This is a genomic window from Pseudonocardia humida, assembly GCF_023898865.1.
GTDB classification, from domain to species: domain Bacteria; phylum Actinomycetota; class Actinomycetes; order Mycobacteriales; family Pseudonocardiaceae; genus Pseudonocardia; species Pseudonocardia humida.
On the sequence record NZ_JAGSOV010000009.1, the window covers coordinates 33,355 to 54,192 of the forward strand.

General features: G+C 73.8%; 18 protein-coding genes. 7 read left to right on the plus strand and 11 right to left on the minus strand.

Annotated features, from left to right (window positions below; translation table 11 throughout):
• Complete coding sequence (locus tag KDL28_RS02730; RefSeq protein ID WP_252435568.1) at positions 1–384, minus strand: DUF397 domain-containing protein; 384 nt, start codon at positions 382–384, stop codon at positions 1–3.
• Between the two features lie 139 nt (positions 385–523).
• The gene (locus KDL28_RS41270) at positions 524–1,411 is read right to left on the minus strand and encodes a thioesterase family protein (RefSeq protein WP_252435569.1); all 888 of its coding nucleotides are present in this window, start codon (positions 1,409–1,411) and stop codon (positions 524–526) included.
• A gap of 201 nt (positions 1,412–1,612) precedes the next feature.
• Between KDL28_RS41270 and KDL28_RS02740 the strand changes: the two genes are divergently transcribed.
• Positions 1,613–3,634 carry an ATP-dependent DNA helicase gene (locus KDL28_RS02740; RefSeq protein ID WP_252435570.1) on the plus strand — a complete coding sequence of 674 codons (2,022 nt, stop codon included), beginning with the start codon at positions 1,613–1,615 and terminating at the stop codon, positions 3,632–3,634.
• Positions 3,635–3,725: 91 nt separating this feature from the next.
• Here the strand turns inward: KDL28_RS02740 and KDL28_RS02745 are convergent, their stop codons facing one another.
• The 5 genes from KDL28_RS02745 to KDL28_RS02765 form a co-directional block, all read right to left on the minus strand.
• Complete coding sequence (locus tag KDL28_RS02745; protein ID WP_252435571.1) at positions 3,726–4,913, minus strand: winged helix DNA-binding domain-containing protein; 1,188 nt, start codon at positions 4,911–4,913, stop codon at positions 3,726–3,728.
• A 16-nt stretch (positions 4,914–4,929) separates the two neighbouring features.
• A complete protein-coding gene (locus KDL28_RS02750) occupies positions 4,930–5,652 on the minus strand; it encodes an aminoacyl-tRNA hydrolase (protein WP_252435572.1) in 723 nt (240 codons plus the stop codon).
• Positions 5,649–6,896 carry a phosphoserine phosphatase SerB gene (gene serB, locus KDL28_RS02755; RefSeq protein ID WP_252435573.1) on the minus strand — a complete coding sequence of 416 codons (1,248 nt, stop codon included), beginning with the start codon at positions 6,894–6,896 and terminating at the stop codon, positions 5,649–5,651. Before serB ends, KDL28_RS02750 begins: the two co-directional genes overlap by 4 nt.
• Complete coding sequence (gene ctaD / locus KDL28_RS02760) at positions 6,893–8,647, minus strand: aa3-type cytochrome oxidase subunit I (protein ID WP_252435574.1); 1,755 nt, start codon at positions 8,645–8,647, stop codon at positions 6,893–6,895. The genes serB and ctaD overlap by 4 nt, the downstream gene beginning before the upstream one ends.
• 140 nt (positions 8,648–8,787) lie before the next feature.
• Entirely contained in the window at positions 8,788–9,309 is a 522-nt protein-coding gene (locus KDL28_RS02765; RefSeq protein ID WP_252435575.1) for a pyridoxamine 5'-phosphate oxidase family protein, read from the minus strand.
• Positions 9,310–9,460: 151 nt separating this feature from the next.
• On the opposite strand from KDL28_RS02765, the gene KDL28_RS41275 reads away from it, so the two are divergent.
• Genes KDL28_RS41275 through KDL28_RS02780 form a run of 3 tightly spaced genes read left to right on the plus strand, consistent with a single transcriptional unit; the run spans position 9,461 to position 11,809 of the window.
• Positions 9,461–10,675 (plus strand): polymorphic toxin type 30 domain-containing protein, encoded by a 1,215-nt coding sequence (locus KDL28_RS41275; RefSeq protein WP_252435576.1) that lies wholly within the window; start codon positions 9,461–9,463, stop codon positions 10,673–10,675.
• A gap of 59 nt (positions 10,676–10,734) precedes the next feature.
• Positions 10,735–11,457, plus strand: coding sequence for a hypothetical protein (locus KDL28_RS02775; protein WP_252435577.1), 723 nt, complete (start codon positions 10,735–10,737; stop codon positions 11,455–11,457).
• Between the two features lie 40 nt (positions 11,458–11,497).
• Positions 11,498–11,809, plus strand: coding sequence for a hypothetical protein (locus KDL28_RS02780; RefSeq protein WP_252435578.1), 312 nt, complete (start codon positions 11,498–11,500; stop codon positions 11,807–11,809).
• On the opposite strand, the gene KDL28_RS02785 is transcribed toward KDL28_RS02780, so the two are convergent.
• Positions 11,810–12,610, minus strand: a complete 801-nt coding sequence (locus KDL28_RS02785) for a PIG-L family deacetylase (RefSeq protein ID WP_252435579.1) — start codon at positions 12,608–12,610, stop codon at positions 11,810–11,812.
• A 69-nt stretch (positions 12,611–12,679) separates the two neighbouring features.
• Here KDL28_RS02785 and KDL28_RS02790 point away from each other — a divergent pair, with 69 nt between their 5' ends.
• Positions 12,680–13,366, plus strand: coding sequence for a helix-turn-helix domain-containing protein (locus KDL28_RS02790; RefSeq protein ID WP_252435580.1), 687 nt, complete (start codon positions 12,680–12,682; stop codon positions 13,364–13,366).
• Between the two features lie 26 nt (positions 13,367–13,392).
• Here KDL28_RS02790 and KDL28_RS02795 read toward each other — a convergent pair whose 3' ends face one another.
• Positions 13,393–15,231 carry an AAA family ATPase gene (locus KDL28_RS02795; protein WP_252435581.1) on the minus strand — a complete coding sequence of 613 codons (1,839 nt, stop codon included), beginning with the start codon at positions 15,229–15,231 and terminating at the stop codon, positions 13,393–13,395.
• A gap of 122 nt (positions 15,232–15,353) precedes the next feature.
• On the minus strand, positions 15,354–16,481 hold the full coding sequence (locus KDL28_RS02800) for an NDMA-dependent alcohol dehydrogenase (RefSeq protein ID WP_252435582.1): 1,128 nt from the start codon (positions 16,479–16,481) through the stop codon (positions 15,354–15,356).
• Positions 16,482–16,615: 134 nt separating this feature from the next.
• Between KDL28_RS02800 and KDL28_RS02805 the strand changes: the two genes are divergently transcribed.
• Positions 16,616–18,208 carry a benzoate-CoA ligase family protein gene (locus KDL28_RS02805; RefSeq protein ID WP_252435583.1) on the plus strand — a complete coding sequence of 531 codons (1,593 nt, stop codon included), beginning with the start codon at positions 16,616–16,618 and terminating at the stop codon, positions 18,206–18,208.
• Between the two features lie 117 nt (positions 18,209–18,325).
• Here the strand turns inward: KDL28_RS02805 and KDL28_RS02810 are convergent, their stop codons facing one another.
• Entirely contained in the window at positions 18,326–18,943 is a 618-nt protein-coding gene (locus KDL28_RS02810; RefSeq protein WP_252435584.1) for a hypothetical protein, read from the minus strand.
• 183 nt (positions 18,944–19,126) lie between these two features.
• Between KDL28_RS02810 and boxC the strand changes: the two genes are divergently transcribed.
• The gene (gene boxC, locus KDL28_RS02815) at positions 19,127–20,836 is read left to right on the plus strand and encodes a 2,3-epoxybenzoyl-CoA dihydrolase (protein ID WP_252435585.1); all 1,710 of its coding nucleotides are present in this window, start codon (positions 19,127–19,129) and stop codon (positions 20,834–20,836) included.
• Positions 20,837–20,838: the final 2 nt, after the last annotated feature.

Sequence of the window (20,838 nt, forward strand, 5' to 3'; positions counted from 1 at the left end):
CTAGAGGGCCGGGGCGAACTCGAACTCTCCCTCGCGGACCCCGAGGGCGAACGACGCCCACTCGGCGTCGGTGTAGTGCAGGGTCAGCCCGGCCATGCTGACGTGCCAGAACGTGACGACCTGGGCCCCGGCGTGCAGGGTGCGGCGCACGCCCTGGGTGATCCGCAGCCCGCCCACCGCGCCGGTGCGCCGGGACGCCGCGGCGGCCAGCAGCTCCCGCCACGCCGCGTGGTCGAGCTGCAGGATCGGTCCGAGGCCGCCGTCCTTGCTGTCGCGCACGAGCACCCCGCGCGGCCCCGGGGCCACCTCCACGCAGGCGCCGCCCGCGCTGTGGCTGGAGGTCCGCCACGCGGGACGGTCGGCGGGCACGGCGGCAGCGGGCATGCGGCACTCCTCGGGACGATCCGAACGGGACCACCGGCGACGCGGGGAGCGGCCGGGGTGTGCGGATGGTAGACGCGCGGGCACCCCGAGTCGTTGTCCCCGCACCGCACCCGATCGGTGCGTCCGGCCCCGGACCGGGTCAGAGCCCCCGCATCCGGAACGGCTCGAAGCCGCGCGCCAGCTCGACAGGGTCGCCGTCCTCGCCGGGGGCGTGGTGGGCGCCGAGCGCCTCGGCCAGTCCGATGCAGCGGGGGCCGTCGAACAGCCCGCACGCGTAGCGCACCGACGTCTCGTCCAGCTCCAGCACGCCGACCCGCAGCTGGTGGATCCCCGGGTAGTGCACCTGGGCGAGGTAGTCGACGCGCAGCGAGCTGGGCGACAGGCCGTCGAGCGGGCCGCCGGTCGGGTAGCCCAGCACGTCCAGGTGCAGCTCGGCGAGCCCGTCGAGGTACCAGCCGGCGAGCGCCACGTTGTTGACGTGGCGGTTGGTGTCGAGGTCGCCGAAGCGGGTGCGGACGTCGAGGCGGAACGGGTAGTTCTCGCGGACCAGCAGGGCCGGGGCGCGCTCGGGGCGCACCGGCTCCGGCCCGGTCATCCGCAGCGCCGCCAGCGCGGCGCGCACCTCGTCGGGCAGCGGGGCGGACGCGCCGCGCACGACGTGCACGGACGTCGACTCCCCGGTGGCCACGCACTCGTCGCCGGCGAACACGCCGTAGGCGTAGCTGAACGACGAGGTGCCGATCCGGGTCACGCCCACGGCGATCCGGTAGCGCCCGGTCACCCGCAGCGGCGCCAGCACGTCCACCCGCACCGAGGCCAGCAGCAGCCGGACCTCGCTGCGCATGCGGGTCACCAGGTCGGCGCCGAAGGCGTCGCGCTCGACGGCCACCCGGGCGTCCTCGAACCAGCGCACGAGCGCGTCGCGGCCGATGCGGCGGCTGGGGTCGAGGTCGCTGTAGCGGGCCTCGTGCTCGATCTGCACGGGGTACGCGGCGGCCGGAGCGGAACGGAGCTGCGTCGATGTCACCGCGTCATGATGGCGACCCCCGAACGGGTGTCGACAAGGGCCCCCGGTGCGGATCACACCCCCGAACCTGCTACTCCTGGAACGGAAAGCGCAGGTCACACGCCCGTCACCCGTTGTCCATCCGGGTGACACCGCGACGCCGCGCGCGGCGATGGCGGCGTTCCGGCCCGGGCCCATCTGGCCGACGGGTAACCTCGCCCGGTGCCCACGACGACCCAGCTCCCCGGCGTCGCCGAGCTCCTGGAAGCGGCGGTCACGGCGGTCGGCGGGAAGCGGCGCGAGGGCCAGGACGCGATGGCCCAGGCCGTCCGCTCCGCCATCGCCACCGGCGAGCACGTCGCCGTGCAGGCCGGCACCGGGACCGGCAAGTCGCTCGCCTACTTGGTGCCCGCCATCCACCACGCGGTGGCCAAGGGCAAGACGGTCGTGATCTCCACCGCGACCATCGCCCTGCAGCGCCAGCTGGTCGACCGCGACCTGCCCCGCCTGGCCAAGGCGCTCAAGCCGCTGCTCGGGCGCGCCCCGACGTTCGCCATCCTCAAGGGCAGGCGCAACTACCTCTGCCTGAACAAGCTGCACGGCCCCGACGACGTCGACCCCTCCGACGAGCTGTTCGACCCGTTCGCGATCTCGGCGATGGGCCGGGCGATCAAGCGCCTGCACGAGTGGGCCGACACCACCGAGACCGGCGACCGCGACGAGCTCGTCCCCGGCGTGTCGGACTCCACCTGGCGGCAGGTGAGCGTCACCGCGCGGGAGTGCCTGGGCGCGGCGCGGTGCCCGGTCGGCGAGGAGTGCTTCGCCGAGAAGGCCCGCGGCGAGGCCGGCAAGTCCGACATCGTCGTCACCAACCACGCACTGCTGGCCATCGACGCCATGGACGGGCGCCCGGTGCTGCCCGAGCACGACGTCGTGGTGGTCGACGAGGCCCACGAGCTGGTCGACCGGGTCACCGGGGTGGCCACCGCGGAACTGACGGCGGGCATCGTGGTCACGGCCGGTCGCCGGGTCGGCAAGGTCGTCGACCAGGCGGTGGCCGACCGCTTGATCGAGGCGGGTGAGGGCCTGGGCATGGTGCTCGACGACCTGCAGCCCGGGCGCTGGGAGTCGCTGCCGCAGGCGGCGGTGGGTGCGCTCTCGGCCGTGCGCGACGCCGCTGCCTCCTGCAAGACGTCGCTGGGTGGCGAGCGGCGCGAGGACGTGGAGGCCGCGGGCGGGCGCAAGCAGGCCCAGGCCGCGCTGGAGGAGGTCGCCGACACGGCCGTGCGGCTGCTGGGCGCCTTCGACGAGCCCGACCCGGCCAAGCGCCGCGACGTCGTCTGGCTGGCCGAGCAGGGCCCGGACGGCTCCCGGCACAAGGTCCTGCGGGCGGCGCCGCTGTGGGTGGGCGGGCTGCTGCGCGAGCGGCTGTTCGGGCGTTCGACCATCGTGCTGACCTCGGCGACACTGGCGCTGGGCGGCAACTTCGACGCGCTGGCCCGGCAGTGGGGGCTGCCGCCGTCGTCGGCGGTGGCCGCGGCGGGCGACGACCCGGTGCCCGACCCGTCCGCGCCCAAGTGGTCGGGCCTGGACGTCGGCTCGCCGTTCGCGCACGCCCGCAGCGGCATCCTCTACGTGGCCAAGCGGCTGCCCCCGCCCGGGCGCGACGGCCTGCCGCCGTCGTACCTGGACGAGATCGCCGGGCTGGTGGAGGCGGCGGGCGGGCGCACCCTGGGGCTGTTCTCCTCGATGCGGGCGGCCAAGCAGGCCACCGAGGCGCTGCGCGGGCGGCTGGAGACCCCGCTGCTGTGCCAGGGCGAGGACTCGACGATGCAGCTGGTCAAGAAGTTCGCCGAGGACGAGGCGACCTCGCTGTTCGGCACCCTGTCGCTGTGGCAGGGCGTCGACGTGCCCGGGCCGTCGCTGTCCTGCGTGATCATCGACCGGATCCCGTTCCCCCGCCCGGACGACCCGCTGGTCGCGGCCCGGCAGCGGGCCACCGACGCCCGCGGCGGCAACGGCTTCCTGTCCGTCTCGGCCACGCACGCCGCGCTGCTGCTGGCCCAGGGCGCCGGGCGGCTGCTGCGCGGGATGGACGACCGCGGCGTCGTCGCGATCCTCGACCCGCGCCTGGCCACCGCCCGCTACGGCGGGTTCCTGCGGGCGAGCCTCCCCCCGTTCTGGCCCACCGACGACCGCGACAAGGTCCACGCCGCCCTCCGCCGCCTCCGCGGCGCCCCCTGACCGCCCCACCCCCGCCCTCCGGGCCCGTCGAGAACGAAGCTGTTGTCGTTTGGACCGGTCCAAAACGACGACAAGCTCGTTCTCGACGGGGTTAGGGGGTGGGGAGGGCGGCTTGGAAGGGGGCCGGGAATCGGGTGGTGAAGCGGACCCCGCCGAGCAGGGCCTCCAGGGCGTGCGCCCGGGCCTCGATCGCGGCTGTCGCTTCCGAACCCACGTCGTCGAGCATCCGCAGGGCGATGGTGCCGTCCTTGCGCTGCGTCCACCCGCCGACGATCCGCCCGTCCACCCAGACGGCGGGGCCGCCGTTGCCGTTGCGGTCGAACAGCACCGGGACGTGGTCGGGGTCGAGGTGGAAGGCGCGGCTCTTCCAACCCATCGTCGACGGGTCGAGGCCGGGCAGCAGGACCGCCGCCGGCTCCGCCGACCCGACCGGATCCACGTCGTCGGGCAGCACGTAGCCGGTGCCCCCGTCGAGCTCCACCTCGACCGCGCCGACGTCGGCCAGCGCCCGCTCGGTGATCGCGACTGTCCAGCGCGCCCACCACTTCAGGTCGGTCGCCAGGCCGGGGCCGAACGCCCGCAGCCAGCGGCGGGCCAGGTCGGCTGCGTGCTCGCGCACCCCGGTGCCCGCGGCGTCGAAGCCATCGGGGAACCAGGCGCTCGTCGCCGCGTAGCGGTACTGGCCGTTGATCCACGTACCGGTGGGCCGGGCCCGCAGCACCCGGCCCTGGAAGCCCATCATCAGCAGCACGCGGGTGTGCGCGGCCTGGGTGGTCGCGAAGGTGCCGGTGCCCACCGGCACCTTCACCGCCAGCTCGGGGAACTCCGCGCCCACCTCGCGGGCGGTCAGCGGTCCGGTCGCCGGGAGCAGCTGCTCGATCCGCGCGGCCGCGTCGGCGTACCAGGCTCCGGCGTTCGCCACGCCGCCCGCCTCCAGCATCGCGAGCAGCTGGCGCAGCTGCACCGCCGCGATCGTCGTGGTGGCGGCGTGGTGGGCGGCGCGGGCGGCGTCGTGGCCCAGGACCCACAGCGTGCGGCGCATGGCGTGGTGGCGCAGCAGGCTCCTGTCGTCGTAGAGGGCGGTGTCCAGCGCCGCGAGGTCCGGGTGGACCATCCGCGCGGTCGCGGACAGGTAGACGCTGACCGGGTCGCTCGAATGCAGGGCGACGAGCCCGTCGGTGATCGCGACGACGTCGTCGGTGCGCGCGGCGGCCGCGTGCCGGTGCCGGACGACCAGCCGGGCGCGGCGCTCGGCGACGTCGATGCGGCGGCGGCTCATCGGGTGGGGTCCCCGCTCACCCGGCGGCGGGCGTGGCGGTGACGACGCAGGTCGTCGAGCCCGGCGCCACCTCGGTGAACCCGGCGTCCCGGACGGCGACGGCCGCCCCGGAGCGGGCGAGCGCGCACAGCGCGTCCCAGCGCTCGCCCCCGGCGTCGCGCACCGCGAACGGCGGCACCTCGGTGAGGTCGCGGGCGGCGGCGTAGAGCATGGCCGCGTGCCCGACCTGGGCGGCCGCCTTGCCCACCGACATCCCCAGCCCCGCGTTCACCCAGATCACCGGGCGATCCGCGGCGACGGGGCCGGGCTCGTCGGGCTCCAGGTCGGTGCCGCCGATCTGCAGCCGCGACACCGTGCGGGGCACCTCCTCGACCGGCCCCGGGACCAGCGCCCTGACCTGGGCGGGGTTGTCGTCGGGCCCGACCGTCCAGGTGATGCCGGGCAGCTCCTGCACCGCGGCCCAGTGCGCCGTGCGGGCCCGCCGGGCGATCTTGCGGATGCGGTTCTCCACCCACATCCGCACCGGCTCGGCCCACTCCCCGCCCGGCTGCGCGCGCGGATCGAGGCAGACGGCCAGCGCGGCGGCGGCCGCGGCCTCCAGCACGGGGGTGCGGGCGGCGGGCGGCCGCTCCAGGCGCAGCACCATCGTCATCGCCCGCACGACGCCGTCGGGCTCGGGTGGGATGGTCGTCGGGCCGGCCAGGTAGCGGGCGGCGACGGGGGCCAGTGCGGTGCTCACGCGATGGGTACCCGGCGACCGACGCCCTCGGCCTCGTCGGCCCGCTCCACCTCGTCGCGGGTGATCCCGAGGACGAAGAGCACGACGTCGAGGTACGGGTGCGACAGGGCGGCGTCGGCCACCTCGCGCAGCGCGGGTTTGGCGTTGAAGGCGATGCCCAGCCCGGCGGTGGTGAGCATGTCGATGTCGTTGGCCCCGTCGCCGACGGCCACGCACTGCTCCAGCGGCACCCCGGACCGGGCGGCGAACCGGCGCAGCGCCTCGGCCTTGCCGGGGCGGTCGACGACCTCGCCGACGACGCGGCCGGTGAGCCTGCCGTCGACGACCTCCAGCTCGTTGGCCGCGCAGAAGTCCATGTGCAGCTCGCGGGCCAGCGGGGTGATCACCCGGGTGAACCCGCCGGAGACGATGCCGCAGCGGAAGCCGAGGCGCTTGAGGGTGCGGATGGTGGTGCGCGCGCCCGGGGTGAGCTCCAACTCGGCGGCGACGTCGTCGAGCACCGACTCGGGCAGGCCGGCCAGCGCGGCGACCCGCCGGTGCAGCGACTCGGTGAAGTCGAGCTCGCCGCTCATGGCCGCCTCGGTGACCGCGCGGACCTCGGCCTCCGCACCGGCCCGGGCGGCCAGCATCTCGATGACCTCGCCCTGCACGAGCGTGGAGTCGACGTCGAAGACGATCAGCCGCTTGCTGCGCCTGCCCAGCCCGTGGCGCTCGACGGCCACGTCGACGCCCGCGGCGCGGGCGACCTCGACCAGCCGGGCGCGCAGGGTGCCCGGCGGGTAGTGGTCCGAGCCGCGGCCAGGGACCGGGGAGACCAGCAGCTCCAGGGCGGTGACCGGGTAGTCGGCCACCCGCCGGATCGCGTCGATGTTGGCGCCCACGTCGGCCAGCGCCTGCGCGACCGACCCGAACGCCCTCGCCGTGATGGGGCGGCCGGTGAGCACGACGACGTGGGTGGACAGCTGCCGGGCCGTCGTGTCGTCGTCCTCGGCGATCGTGGCCTGCACGCTCATCGCGATGCTGGCCATCGCCTGCTCGACGGCCTCCTGCAGGCCCTCGGGGTCGTGGTGGGCCACCACGAGCGCCCCGAGGGTCAGCTGACCGCGGATGACGACCTGCTCGACGTCGAGGAGGTCGACGCCGTGGCGGGTGAGCGCGGCGAACAGCACCGAGCTCACCCCGGGCCGGTCGGGCCCGGTGACGGTGATGAGGACGCTGGTGGCGCCGGTCGCGCTCGCGGTCACCGCGACTTCGGGTCGCCGTCGGGCTGGGTCTCCCCGCCGATCGCCTGCGAGGCCTTCTCACCCGGGTCGGCGTGGCGGCTCAGGTGCGCCTCGTTGCGGAACCGCTCCACCAGGTGCGGGTAGTGCAGCTCGAACGCCGGGCGCTCGGAACGGATCCGGGGCAGCTCGGTGAAGTTGTGCCGCGGCGGCGGGCACGTGGTGGCCCATTCCAGGGAGTTGCCGAAGCCCCACGGGTCATCCGCGGTGGCGACGCGGCCGTAGCGGTAGCTGCGGAACACGTTCCAGATGAACGGCAGTGTGGACGCGCCCAGGACGAACGCCCCGATCGAGGAGATCGCGTGCAGCGTGGTGAAGTCGTCGGTGGGCAGGTAGTCGGCGTAGCGGCGCGGCATGCCCTCGTTGCCCAGCCAGTGCTGCACCAGGAACGTCAGGTGGAACCCGATGAAGGTGAGCCAGAAGTGCGCCTTGCCCCAGGTCTCGTCCAGGAAGCGGCCGGTCATCTTCGGGAACCAGAAGTAGATGCCGGCGTAGGTGGCGAACACGATCGTGCCGAACAGCACGTAGTGGAAGTGCGCCACCACGAAGTAGGTGTCCGAGACGTGGAAGTCCAGCGGCGGCGAGGCCAGCAGCACGCCGGTCAGCCCGCCGAACAGGAAGGTGGCCAGGAAGCCGACGCTGAACAGCATCGGCGTCTCCATGGTGATCTTGCCCTTCCACATGGTCCCGATCCAGTTCACGAACTTGATGCCGGTGGGCACCGCGATCAGGAACGTGGTGAACGAGAAGAAGGCCAGCAGCACCGCGCCGGTGGCGTACATGTGGTGGGCCCAGACGGCCACCGACAGCGCGGCGATCGCGATCGTCGCGTAGATCAGCGTCTTGTAGCCGAACAGCGGCTTGCGGCTGAACACCGGGAAGATCTCCGACACGATGCCGAAGAACGGCAGCGCGACGATGTAGACCTCGGGGTGGCCGAAGAACCAGAACAGGTGCTGCCACAGGATGACCCCGCCGTTGGCCGGGTCGAACACGTGCGCACCCAGGTGGCGGTCGGCCAGCAGGCCCAGCAGCGCGGCGGTCAGCACCGGGAACGCGATCAGGATGAGGATCGCGGTGACGAAGATGTTCCAGGTGAAGATCGGCATCCGGAACATCGTCATGCCGGGGGCGCGCATGCAGACGATCGTGGTGATGAAGTTGACGCCACCGAGGATCGTGCCCAGACCACCCACGGTCAGCCCGACGATCCACAGGTCGGCGCCCGCGCCGGGCGAGCGGATCGCGTCGGACAGCGGGGTGTAGGCGAACCAGCCGAAGTCGGCCGCGCCGCCGGGGGTGAGGAACCCGGCCATCACGGTGAGCCCGCCGAACAAGAACAGCCAGTAGGAGAAGGCGTTCAGCCGCGGGAACGCCACGTCCGGCGCCCCGATCTGCAGCGGCACGATGTAGTTCGCGAACCCGAACAGGATCGGCGTCGCGTAGAGCAGCAGCATGATCGTGCCGTGCATGGTGAACAGCTGGTTGTACTGCTCGTTCGACAGGAACTGCAGCCCCGGCACGGCCAGCTCGCCGCGGATCAGCAGCGCCATGGCCCCACCGGCCATGAAGAAGCCGAACGAGGTGACCAGGTACAGGATCGCGATGTCCTTCGGATCCGTGGTCCGCAGCATCTTCAGGAAGGTGGATCCCTTGACCGTGCGGCGCGCCGGGTACGGGCGCGTCGCGATCGGCTTGGGGGCGACGGCAGTCACAGAGCCTCCTGCACTGGCCTTGCGGGGTGGAGTGGAGCTGCGTGGATCGTAGCTCTACTGGCCGTCGAAGGCGCGTTCCGGGGGCGTCACGCCCGCCCGATGGGCGGGCACCGAGGGTGCGCCCGGGGCGGGGATGCGACTCAGGACGGCCAGCGCCACCGGGTGGCGCGCGCGGCGAAGGCGTCCTCCCGCTCCACGATGCCGAACGCCCGCTCCGGCGCGACCTCCACGACCAGGTTGGCCAGGACGAACCCGGCGGTCAGCTCCGGGGAGACCGGCCGGTACTTCGCCAGGTAGCGGTCGGCCCACGAGCGCCGGCGGGCGTCGTCCTCGACGACCACGGCGCGCCCCTCCATCGACAGGCACTCGACGGTGTCGTCGGTGGCCACCACGACCTGCGGGTTGGCCGCCAGGTTGGCCGCCTTGCGCGAGCGCGGGCCGCAGGAGAACGCGAAGCGCTGCTCGCCGTCGTCCCAGGCCCCCCAGACCGGCAGCGCGTGCGGCCGGCCCGCGGCCGAGGCCGTGACCACCCAGTAGTTGCGCCCGGCGCGCAGCCTCTCCGCGGCCCACGACCAGGGCAGCGGCTCCCACGCGGCCGTCTCGACACCGTAATCGGGCATGTGCGGGCGCTCGGCCACGGGCTCACGGGCGGGGTCGGTCATGGGGTGACCGTAGGAGCCGGCACCGACGTCCCGCGACCCTCCGCCATCCGGGTGGCCCCGAGCCATCGCGTGAACTGTCACCACTCGGTCACCGTGTGATGTACACGCAGATCGTCGTGGGGGGATGATGATCGACCCATCCGGCATACCCGTGATCGACGGGGACATGGACGCGCTGGCCCGGCACGCCGGAGAGCTGACCGCGGTGAGCGGCGACATCGCCGACACCGGCGCACGGGTGCACACCACCTGGCAGCGGCTCGCTCCGGTCTACGACGCGCCCGAGGTCGCCCAGCTGCTGGTCAGCACGGCTCCCGTCCAGCAGGCGACGGCCTCGATGGGCGAGGACATGGCCGCGGTCGGCCGGGCGCTCACCGGCTACGCCTCCGAAGTGCGCGCGATCCAGGCCCGGCTCGACGCGCTGCGCGCCGACGCCACGGCGCTCGTCGCGGGCGTCACCGACGAGCCCACCGCCGAGCAGGCCGAGCGGAGCAACACGATGCTGTCGCGGGTCAACGCGGCCGTGGCCGACTTCGACGACGCCCAGCGCCGGTGCGCCAACGCGATCGGCGCGCTGTACGGCGGCACCACCTACCGGGCCGACAACGGCGACGGCCGGCTCGACCCCGGCGAGTACGGCAGCACCGCGGCCGGCCTGGACGCCGCCGCCCGGGGCGGCGGTGCGCTGCCGTGGGGTGCGCAGGAGGCGCCGCCGGAGGAGGACCGCGGCCTGTTCTCCGCGATCGGGCACACCGTGCTGGACGTGGTCGGGCTGGTTCCGGTCGTCGGCGAGGTCGCCGACGGGGCGAACGCGCTGTGGTACCTGGCCGAGGGCGACGAGCTCAACGCCGCGCTGTCGGCGGCCGCGATGGTGCCGGTCGCCGGCTGGGTGGCGACCGGCGGCAAGTTCGCGGTCAAGGGCTACAAGGCCGTGCACACCCTGGACGGGGCCCGCACGTTCGTCCGCGGCCGACCCCCGATGGTGCCGCGCGGCGCGACGGAGCTGCCCTTCACGCCGAACGCGAAGTTCCCGGTGGGGCAGCGGTTCGAGTGGGTCGACCAGGCGAGCGGCAAGAAGGTCCGCTACCACGCGCACGGCGCCGACCCGGCGATCGCCGCGACGCAGAACGCCGGGGCCGGACCGGTCTACCGGGTGCGGGTCGGCAACCACTTCCTCGACGCCCAAGGCGCCAAGCACACCCAGAACTCGGTCACCCCGAGCTCGGCGGCCTACAACCCGCAGTCCGCGAACGACACGCACATCCCCTACCCGAAGGACCTGCCCTCGCCGGGGGACCGCAACGTCCGGGTGGTCGCACCGAATCCCGCCGCGCTCTTCGGCCCCGACGACGGCGGCTCCGGGTGAGCGGCCCGGCGGCCGGGACCCCCGTCGGAGCGCGCCGCTGCCTCGACGTCCTGCGGGGCGTGTGCGATCCGTCCCCGGAGGAGCGGCGGACCTGGTCGGACGTGGTGAGCCTGTGGTCGGGCTGGGGTGAGCTGGATCGGCCCGAGGACGTCACCCTGAGCTGGGTGCTCGCGTGGGCGGCCGTCGTCGAGACGCACCGGTTCGAGGTGCGGGAGGGGCTGCTGCTGTCCCTGTCCGACCTCGCTGCGGGCGCCCGTGCACCGGCCGGGGTCCTCGACCTGGTGACGTCCGCGATCGCGCCCGACGACCTGCACGTCGCCGAGGTGGAGATGTACGAGGCCCTGGTCGCGGCGCGGGCGCGGCCGGCGGCGCAGATCCCGCCCGCCGAGCGGCCGAACCTCGCCGGGTCCGGTGCGGGCGAGCGGATCGGACCCCTGCCGTGCCTCGACCTGGTGCGCCGCATCTCCAGCCGCGTCCCCGAGGAGCGGCGCTCGGGCGCGGCGCTCGTCGGGGACCGGGCCGGGGCCGGTGAGCTGGACGACGACGAGGCCCCGACGCTGGCGGCCGTGCTGGCGTGGGCGGTCGAGGTCGAGACCACCGCGGCCCGCCCGGCGCTGCTGTCGGCCCTGCGGGCCCTCAGCCGCCGCGACCGGGTCCCGCCGTGGGCCCTGGAGCGGGTGCTCGCCCACCTGGGTGGCACTGCCCTGGACCGGCCCGAGGAGGAACTCCGCAGCGAGCTCTCGGACGCGCTGGCCGCGCACCGGCGGCGGGCCGGGACCTGATCCCCGCGCCGGGATGGTGGCGTGGACGGGGAGGTGCCCGATGACCCGGATCGTCGAGGGCGACACGATCGGCGCGGCGGACTGCCTGGCCCTGGTGCGCGGGCTCACCAGCCGCGACCGGGACGAGCGGCTGGGCGCCGCCGTCGTCGCCGACGACTGGTTCAGCGCGGGCGGGTTCGACTACACCGAGGACGTCGCGGTCGCGTGGGTGCTGGCCTGGGCCGCGGTCCGGGAAGCACCGGGCCGGGTACCGGTTCGCGTGCTCGACCGCGTCGTGGCCCACCTGGCCGGTGCCCGGCTCGACCCGGTCGAGGAGGGCCTCCTCGCCGACCTGCGCCGGTCCGGCGGTTGATCAGCGCATCGGCGTGAACAGCTCGTCGAACAGCTCCGGCGCCGAGGCCGGGTTGACCGGCGGGTCGACGATGTAGAACTCGGTGCCCAACCCCATCGCGAACACCGGGTCGGGCATGGCCAGCAGGAAGTGGTCGGGGGCGATCTGGCTGGCGTGCGCGCGCATCGCCGCGCGCTTGCGGTCGACGAAGTCGACCGCCTCGACGCGGTGGGTGATCTCCGACTCCGGCTTGCCCATCTCCGGGAGGTCCTCGGGCGGGGTGAACTCCCGGCCCTCCTCCTGCGCCATCCCGCGCATGCCGCGGGTGAGCCAGTCGCGGTTGGTGGTGTTCTGGGCGACCACCGGCACCGCCGACAGCTCTCCCGCGCGCTTGCCGACCCGGTGCACCTGGATGTGGTCGGGGTGGCCGTAGCCGCCGTTGTCGTCGTAGATCGTCAGGACGTCGGGCTCCTCCTCGTCGAGGACGACCGACAGCATCCGCGCCGCGTGGTCGACGTCGGCCCGCCAGAAGCAGTGCGGGGCGTCGTTGGCGGCCTCGCCCATCATCCCGGAGTCGGTGTAGCCGAGGAACTCCACGCGCTCGGCCCCGATCACCGCGGCGGCCGCGTGGCACTCCGCGGCGCGGCGGACCGACAGGTTCTCCCCCGGCGCCAGCACCCCCGGGACGGGTTCGCCGAGCTCGCCGCGGGTCGCGAAGACGAGCACGACCCGGTGCCCGGTCGCCGCGGCCCGGGCCAGCGTGCCGGCCACCGTGATCGATTCGTCGTCGGGGTGCGCGTGGAAGGAGACGATGGTGCCCACGGCCGGAGGTTATCCGCCGACCCGGGGGCGACCGACGGGAGCACCGGTCCGCCTGGTCGACTGGGCGCCATGGCGAACGACGAACTGGTGGGTCGGGTCCGGGCACTGCGGTCGCAGGGGCGCTCGCCCAAGGAGATCGCCCGGGCGACCGGGGCCCGCCCGTCCGAGGTCACCCGCATCGTGCGCGAGCTGGGCCGCGACGCGTACGCCGCCGAGGCGGGCACGCTGGTGGGCACCTGGGTCAGCCGCGGCTGGAGCGCCGGGCTGGCCGTCCCGCCCGACCGCCCCGACTGGTCCGACGACGACGCGGACGCCGGGCTGGAGGGGCTGGTCAGCGTGCTGGTCGCCCGCCGCGACCGGCCGCGGCGGCTCTCCGTGTGCGGCTACCTCGTCGACACCTACTGCCTCGGCGTCAAGAACGCGCTCGGCCCGACGGTGCTGGGCGACCGCGAGCTGCCCGACTTCCGCCGCCGGTTCTTCCAGTCGATGCAGTGGGTGGAGGCACCCGACGAGCTGGCGCGCCACCTCGTCTTCGGCGCCGTCGACCACGCCCGCTCGCTGGGCTTCGAGCCGCACCCGGACTTCGCGCCCGCGGCCGCGCACCTCGGCGACCGGCCCGGCAGCAGCGCCCTCACCTTCGGCCGGGACGGGGTGCCGACCTTCATCGCCGGACCCGGCGACGACCCGGCACGGGTGATCCGCACGCTCACCCGCGCGGTCGGCGCGGACGGCTTCCAGGCGGTGACGCACGCCTGATCCCCGCACCACTCCCGTCGGGGGGCTCAGCCCAGGACGCGGGTCAGCGCCGGGCCGATGTCGGCCGGCCTGCGCACCACCGCGCTCGTGCCGCCCAGGCGCGCCACCAGTCCCGCCGCGGCCGCCTCGGCCTCCACGCCGCCCACCGGGACCAGCACGTGCAGCCGGTCGATGCCGGCCAGCGCGGTGGCCGGCTCGTCACCGCTGGTGTGCAGGCAGTCCGAGAGCAGCAGCACCAGCTTCTCCTCGGCCACCGCCCCCGAGAGCTGGACCGAGGCGGCCCGCAGGGCGGCGGCCAGGTCGGTGGTGCCGTGCCCGCGCAGCCCGACCAGCTCGGACACCAGCTCCTGCGGGGGGCGGCGCACGCCGCGCGCCTGCAGCACCCGCACGTCCTGGCCGAAGGCCAGCACCGAGGACTCCAGCTTGCCCCCGGCGACGTCGTCGGCCAGCACGACCCCGGCGGCGGCCACCGAGGCCAGGGCGACCGCCAGGCCCTGCATCGAGCCGGACATGTCCACCAGGAGGCAGACCGCCCGCCGGTGCGCGGTCCAGGTGCGGGTGACCACGTCGTCGACCCCGGGCCTGCGCCGGGCCGCCGGGTCCCAGGCGTCGAGGGTGCGGTCGAGGTCGAGGTCGCCGTCGAGCCTGCGGGAGGCGCCCAGCTTCCGCGTGCCGCGCGAGCGGCTCGGCCCGATCCGGGCCATCCGCAGGTAGACCCGCCCGGCCAGGCGCCGCGCGGCCGCGCGCAGCTGCTCGTCGGTGGCCACGGCCAGGTCGGCGAGCAGCGCGGCGGCGGCGTCCGGGTCCTGCTGGGCCAGCGCCTCGAACGCCTGCTCGTCGAGCTCGCCCAGCTCCGGGGACACCTCCTCGAAGCCCTCGTGGCGGGCGCTGAGCTGCTGGCGGCTGGTCGTCCGCCCGGACCGTTCCCGACCGGGCCGCGAGCGGGGCGAGAAGCCTGCCGGGGGTTCCGGCAGGCCGTCAGCTTTTCCCTGGCCGTCCGCGGAGGTGTCGTCGTCGGTTTCGGGGCCGGGTTCGCCGTCGTCGGGCCAGAACCGGTCGAGCAGCTCGTCGATCACCGACTCCGGGGTGCGGTCGATCCCGTCGGCGATCCGGATGCGCCCCGAGAGCGCGGCGTGCGCGGCGTCGCGGCCGGTCTCCTTGCGCAGCATGCCCTCGCCGCGCAGATCGGACAGGCCGACCAGCATCGTGGCCAGGTCGATCGAGCCGCGCACCGACGAGCCCATCCGCACGTCGCGGTGCTCGCGGGTGGCCCGGGTCAGCGCCACGGCCAGCTCGACCGCGCGCCCGTCGAGGCCGGTGGCCGAGCCGGTGATCGTCCGCTCGGCCGGCTCGTCCTGGTAGCCCAGCACGACCCGGCACATCCGGTCGGCGATGGCCTGGCTGACCCGGGCGGTGCCGACCGCGTCGAACGGGTTCATCGCCGCGATCAGCCGGAAGTCCTTGTCGGCGTGCACGTGGCCCAGCCGCGGCACCACGATCTCGCCCTCGGTGAGCACCGTGATCAGGACGTTGAGGGTCTCCTCCGGGATGCGGTTGAGCTCCTCGAGGTAGAGCAGGCCGCCCTCGCGCATCGCGGTGAGCAGCGGACCGTCGACGAACGCGCCGGCGTGGTAGCCCTCGCTCAGCACCTGCGCCGGGTCGAACTGGCCGACCAGCCGGGCCGGGGTCAGCTCGGCGTTGCCCTCCACGAACACCATCGTCCGGCCGCTCTCGCCGGCGATCGAGCGCAGCAGCGTGGACTTGCCGGTGCCCGGCGGCCCCTCCAGCACCACGTGCCGCCCGGTCGCCAGCGCGACGGTGAGCACCTCCCGCTCCCGCCGCAGACCGACCACAGCTACTGCCACCGAACCTCCTCGTTCCGTCCCTGCGTGCCCCTGCCTTCACCGGCCCAGGTTCAGGAAAGCCACGATGCCGCCCCCTGCGGGCGGCATCGTGGCTTTCCTGAACTACGGGACGCGGGTGTCGGTCAGGAGTCGTACTTGATGACGCCGCGGATGTTCTTGCCGTCGTGCATGTCCTGGTAGCCCTGGCCGATCTCGTCGAGCGAGTAGGTCTTGGTGACCAGCTCGTCGAGCTTGAGCACGCCCTCGCGGTAGAGCTGCAGCTGGCGCAGGATGTCCCAGTTCGGGTTGGAGTGGCCGAACAGCGCGCCCTGCAGCCGCTTCTGCATCAGCGTGAGGTCCGACAGGGCGATCGGGACGCCGACCTCGGTGATGTCGCCCAGGCCCGTGACGACCACGGTGCCCGCCTTGCGGATCGAGGCCATGGCCTGGCCGACGTGCTCGCCCTTCACCACGCCGACGGTCACGATCGCCGAGTCGGCGCCCTGGCCGTTGGTGAACTGCTTGGCCAGCTCGGTGGCCTCCTCCATGGACTCCACGGCGTGCGTGGCGCCCAGCTCCTGGGCCTTCTCGCGCTTGAACGCGACCGGGTCCACGGCGATGATGTTGGACGCGCCGGCGTGGGCCGCGCCCTGCACGGCGTTGATGCCGATGCCGCCGATGCCCATCACGATCGTGGTGTGGCCGGGCCTGACCTCCGCGGAGTTCACCGCGGAGCCCCACCCGGTGCCCACGCCGCAGCCGACGAGGCACGCCTTGTCCAGCGGGATGTCATCGGGGACCTTGACCGCCGAGTCGGCGGAGGCCGTGGTCACCTGCAGGAAGGTGGAGATGCCGCACATCTGGCCGACCGGCGCGCCGCCGTCGGCCAGGTGGATGCGGAAGTCCTCCGGATCGCCCCACCGGGAGCCGGTGAGCAGCGTGGCGCCCAGGTCGCACAGGTTCTGCTGGCCCGACGCGCACCAGCGGCAGTGCCCGCAGGAGGGCAGGAAGGAGAAGACGACGTGGTCGCCCTCCTTGAGGCCCTTGGTGTTGTAGCCGGCCTTGGTGACGATGCCGGCGCCCTCGTGGCCACCGGCGAACGGGTACTTGCCGACCGGGATGTCGCCCGTCGCGACGTGGTCGTCCGAGTGGCACATGCCCGAGGCCACCATCTGGACCTGGATCTCGCCCTCGCGCGGGTCGTCGACCTCGAGATCGACCACCTCGAACTTGCCGGGCGCCTGGCGGATCACTGCCCCACGGGTCTGCATTATCGGATCTCCTTCGATCGCCGTCATCGCCGTTCATAGCAGCGCGTGCATGCGTTGGGAAGGTCTACGAATCCTTGCCCGCGGGAGGTCACGCAGTAGAGTGCGCCGCGCATCCCCACCGTAGGAGGGCCGCAGTGACGGAGCCGTTCAACGCCGCTTCTTACCTCACCGAACGACGGGTCTCCGAGGGTGACGGTAGGCGCATCGCGCTGCGGCACCCGCGCGGCTCGCACACGTACGAACAGCTCACCGCCGAGGTTCAGCGGGTCGCCGGCGGGTTGCGCGCGCTCGGCGTGCGCCCCGAGGAGCGGGTCATGCTCTGCATGACCGACGACGTCGAGCTGGCCACCGGCATCCTGGCCGCGATGTACGTCGGCGCCGTCGCGGTGCCGACGTCGACCATGCTCACCGGCGGTGAACTGGCCAAGCTGGTCGTCGACTCGCGGGCCCGCGTGCTGCTGGGCAGCCGGGAGTTCGCCGCGTCGGTCACCGCGGCCGCCGCCGACGCCCCCGACCTCGGCCACCTGGTGCTCACCGGCGACACCGCGCCGGACGTGCCCGGCGTGCGCACCCTGACCTGGGACCAGCTGCGCGACGCGGCGCCCGTCGAACGGGCGTACGACACCTGGGACGAGTCGCCCGCGCTGTGGCTGTACACGTCGGGTACCACCGGCACGCCCAAGGGCGCGATGCACCGCCACACCGACATCCGGTTCGTCGCCGAGACCTACGGCGCCCGGGTGCTCGGCCTGCGCCCCGACGACGTCTGCCTGTCGGCGGCCAAGCTGTTCTTCGCCTACGGCATCGGCAACTCGCTGTTCTTCCCGCTCGCGGCGGGGGCCAGCGCGGTGCTGGAGCCGTCGCGGCCCAACCCGAAGCTCTACACCGACCGGATCGCCGAGCACGGGGTGACGCTGTTCTTCGGCGGGCCCAGCTTCTGGGGGCCGCTGATGGCCGCCGACTTCCCGCGCGAGGCCTTCGCGACCGTCCGCAACGGGATCTCCGCGGGCGAGGCGCTGCCCGCCCGGATGTACCACGGCGTCCTGGAGCAGTACGGCTTCGAGATCCTCGACGGCATCGGCTCCACCGAGGCCCTGCACATCTTCATCTCCAACGTGGCCGGCAAGGTCGTGCCCGGCAGCTCCGGGTTCCCGGTGCCCGGCTACCGCGTCGAGCTGCGCCGACCCGACGGCTCGGTCATCGACGGCCCGGGCGAGCCGGGGATGCTGTTCGTCGCCGGCGAGTCGATCTGCACCGGCTACTGGTGCCGCACCGCGGTCAACCGGGCGGTCTTCCAGGGCGAGTGGATGCGCACCGGCGACCAGTACGTGCTCGGCGAGGACGGCAGCTACACCTGCCTGGGCCGCGCCGACGACGTGCTGAAGGTGGGCGGGATCTGGGTGAGCCCGGCCGAGGTGGAGACCCGGCTGCTGGAGCACCCGGACGTGGCCGAGGCCGTGGTCGTGGGCGTGCCCGACGACGACGGGCTGGACAAGCCGGTCGCCTACATCGTCCCGCGCCCTGGCCGGCACGTCGACGAGGCCGATGTGATCGCGTTCTGCCGGGCCGGGATGGCGGCGTTCAAGCGCCCCCGGCGGGTGATCGAGATCGACGAGCTGCCCAAGACCGGCACCGGCAAGATCCAGCGCTTCCGGCTGCGGGCCCTGGCCGCCCAGGTGGCCCCGCCCCCGTCGCTGCCCACCGACGTCGCCGAGGCCCAGGGCTGACCCTCGGCCCCTCCGCCCCCGCCCGCCCCGCCCCCGCCCCGTCGAGAACGAACCTGTTGTCGTTTGGACCGGTCCAAACCGACGACAAGTTCGTTCTCGACGGGTGGGGGCGGGGCGCTACGTCGACGAGGTGCGCTCGGGGCCACGCAGCACGACCAGCAGGCAGCCGGCGCCGAGCAGCACGCCGTGCGCGATGCGCAGCCCGGGGCCGGCGAAGAACTGCGGCAGGAACAGCACCATCCCGAGCGCGAACGGCACCCCGGTCCACCCGGGCCGCAGCGCCAGCGCGGTCAGGACCCCCGCGACCGCCAGCAGCACCAGGCCGACCCCGAACACGGCGACCTGCGTCGGTCCCATCCGCACGGCCTCGGCCAGCGCCGGGAGGCCGGGCTGGGCGCTCAGCGCGTTGAGGGCGAAGGTCTCGGCGCCGTAGTAGGTGAGGGTGAGGGCGGCTCCGGTCCACCACAGGACGAGCGCGGCGCGCGCGGTCGCGGTCGCGAGCCGGTCGCGCAGGGCCAGCAGGCCGAGGCCGACCAGCAGGAACCCGGCGGCGGCCGACAGGTGCGAGACGAGCCAGGCCGGCGAGGCGAACGCCTCCGGCATGCCCTCGGGGCTCTGGTCGGCCCACGGGCGCAGCACCGGGTAGGCGACGAAGAGCAGGCCGGCGAGCGCGAACGGCACGGCGCCGGTGGCGGCGCGGGTGGTCGGGGCGGTGGGGGTGGTGAGTGTGGGCACGGCGGATCCCTCCTGAACGAGAGCACTGCTCTCTGCTGCGCCCCATGCTGCCGAGACACCCGCTCACTGTCAAGAGCACTGCTCTCATCAGAGGTCGACTCAATCATTCGACAGCAATAGCGCGAAGCGACAGCGACCTGTAGACTTTCAGCCGTCCGACCCGCCGCGCGCTGGAGGAGCCCGATGACGAGCACCGCCGATCCGGACCGCGACACCGTCCCCACCGTGTCGTTCGACGCCGAGCCCGGTTCGTACCGGCACTGGCGGCTCGACCTGGACGGCGCGGCCGAGACCGGCGTGGCGTACCTCCGGCTCGACATCGACGAGGACGGCGGCCTCGTCCCGGGCTACCAGCTGAAGATGAACAGCTACGACCTCGGCGTCGACATCGAGCTCTACGACGCCACCCAGCGCCTGCGCTTCACCCACCCCGAGGTCCGCGCGGTCGTGCTGACCAGCGCGAAGGACCGCAACTTCTGCGCGGGGGCCAACATCCGGATGCTGGCGGGCTCGCCGCACCCGTGGAAGGTGAACTTCTGCCGGTTCACCAACGAGACCCGCAACGGCATCGAGGACGCCACCGAGCACTCGGGCCAGACCTGGATCGCGGCGGTGAACGGCACCGCGGCCGGTGGCGGCTACGAGATGGCGCTGGCCTGCGAGCGCATCATGCTGATCGACGACAACTCCTCGGCGGTCGCGCTGCCCGAGGTGCCGCTGCTGGGCGTGCTGCCCGGCACCGGCGGGCTCACCCGGGTCACCGACAAGCGCCGGGTCCGCAAGGACCGCGCCGACGTGTTCGCCACCAGGTCCGAGGGCCTGCGGGGCAAGCAGGCCGTGGAGTGGCGGCTGGTCGACGAGGTCGTCCCCAAGCGCCAGTGGGACGAGAAGGTGGCCGAGCGGGCCGCCGAGGCGGCCGCCACGTCGAGCCGACCGGCCGGCGCCACCGGCATCGAGCTGCCGCCGCTGCAGCGCACCGAGACCGCCGACGGCATCAGCTACCGGCACGTGCGGGCCGAGTTCGACCGGGCCGCCGGCCTCGTCGAGATCACCGTCCTGGGGCCGGAGGGCGACGTCCCGGACACCGTCGAGCGCGTCCACGAGCTCGGCGCGGACTTCTGGCCGCTGGCCATGACCCGCGAGCTCGACGACCTGGTCCTGCGGCTGCGGGCCAACGAGCTGGAGCTGGGCACCTGGGTCATCCGGACGAAGGGCGACGTCGAGGACGCGCTGGCCTTCGAGCGGGTGATCGCCGAGCACAGCCGCGACGACTGGCTGGTCAACGAGATCCGGCACTACTTCAAGCGCGTCCTCAAGCGCTTCGACGTCACCCCGCGCAGCCTCATCGCGCTCATCGAGCCCGGCTCGTGCTTCGCCGGGGCGCTGCTGGAGCTGGCGCTGGCCTGCGACCGGCAGTACATGCTCGACGGGTTCCTCGAGGAGGACAGCCAGGAGGGCGAGCCGGCCCAGATCGTGCTCACCGACTCGAACTTCGGCGTCTTCCCGATGGGCAACGGCCTGTCCCGGCTGGCCTCGCGGTTCTACGGCGACGACAGCCACGTCGCGAAGCTGCGCCAGGAGACCGGGCGCCGCATCGAGGCCGTCGAGGCGATGGAGATGGGCCTGGTCACCGAGGCCCTGGACGACATCGACTGGGACGACGAGATCCGGATCATGCTGGAGGAGCGGGCGTCGCTGTCCCCCGACGCGCTCACCGGCATGGAGGCCAACCACCGGTTCGTCGGCCCGGAGACGATGGAGACGCGGATCTTCGCCCGGCTCACCGCCTGGCAGAACTGGATCTTCGTCAGACCGAACGCATCAGGACCCGAGGGCGCCCTGCGCCGCTACGGAACGGGACGACGGGCCGAATTCGACCGCAGGCGGGTGTGAGA

Bases quoted from the DNA above. Each gene is read 5' to 3' on its own strand.
- KDL28_RS02730 (WP_252435568.1), bottom strand. From the start codon at position 384: ATGCCCGCTGCCGCCGTGCCCGCCGACCGTCCCGCGTGGCGGACCTCC.
- KDL28_RS02745 (WP_252435571.1), bottom strand. From the start codon at position 4,913: ATGAGCCGCCGCCGCATCGACGTCGCCGAGCGCCGCGCCCGGCTGGTC.
- KDL28_RS02765 (WP_252435575.1), bottom strand. From the start codon at position 9,309: ATGACCGACCCCGCCCGTGAGCCCGTGGCCGAGCGCCCGCACATGCCC.
- KDL28_RS02780 (WP_252435578.1), top strand. From the start codon at position 11,498: ATGACCCGGATCGTCGAGGGCGACACGATCGGCGCGGCGGACTGCCTG.
- KDL28_RS02790 (WP_252435580.1), top strand. From the start codon at position 12,680: ATGGCGAACGACGAACTGGTGGGTCGGGTCCGGGCACTGCGGTCGCAG.
- KDL28_RS02800 (WP_252435582.1), bottom strand. From the start codon at position 16,481: ATGCAGACCCGTGGGGCAGTGATCCGCCAGGCGCCCGGCAAGTTCGAG.
- boxC (WP_252435585.1), top strand. From the start codon at position 19,127: ATGACGAGCACCGCCGATCCGGACCGCGACACCGTCCCCACCGTGTCG.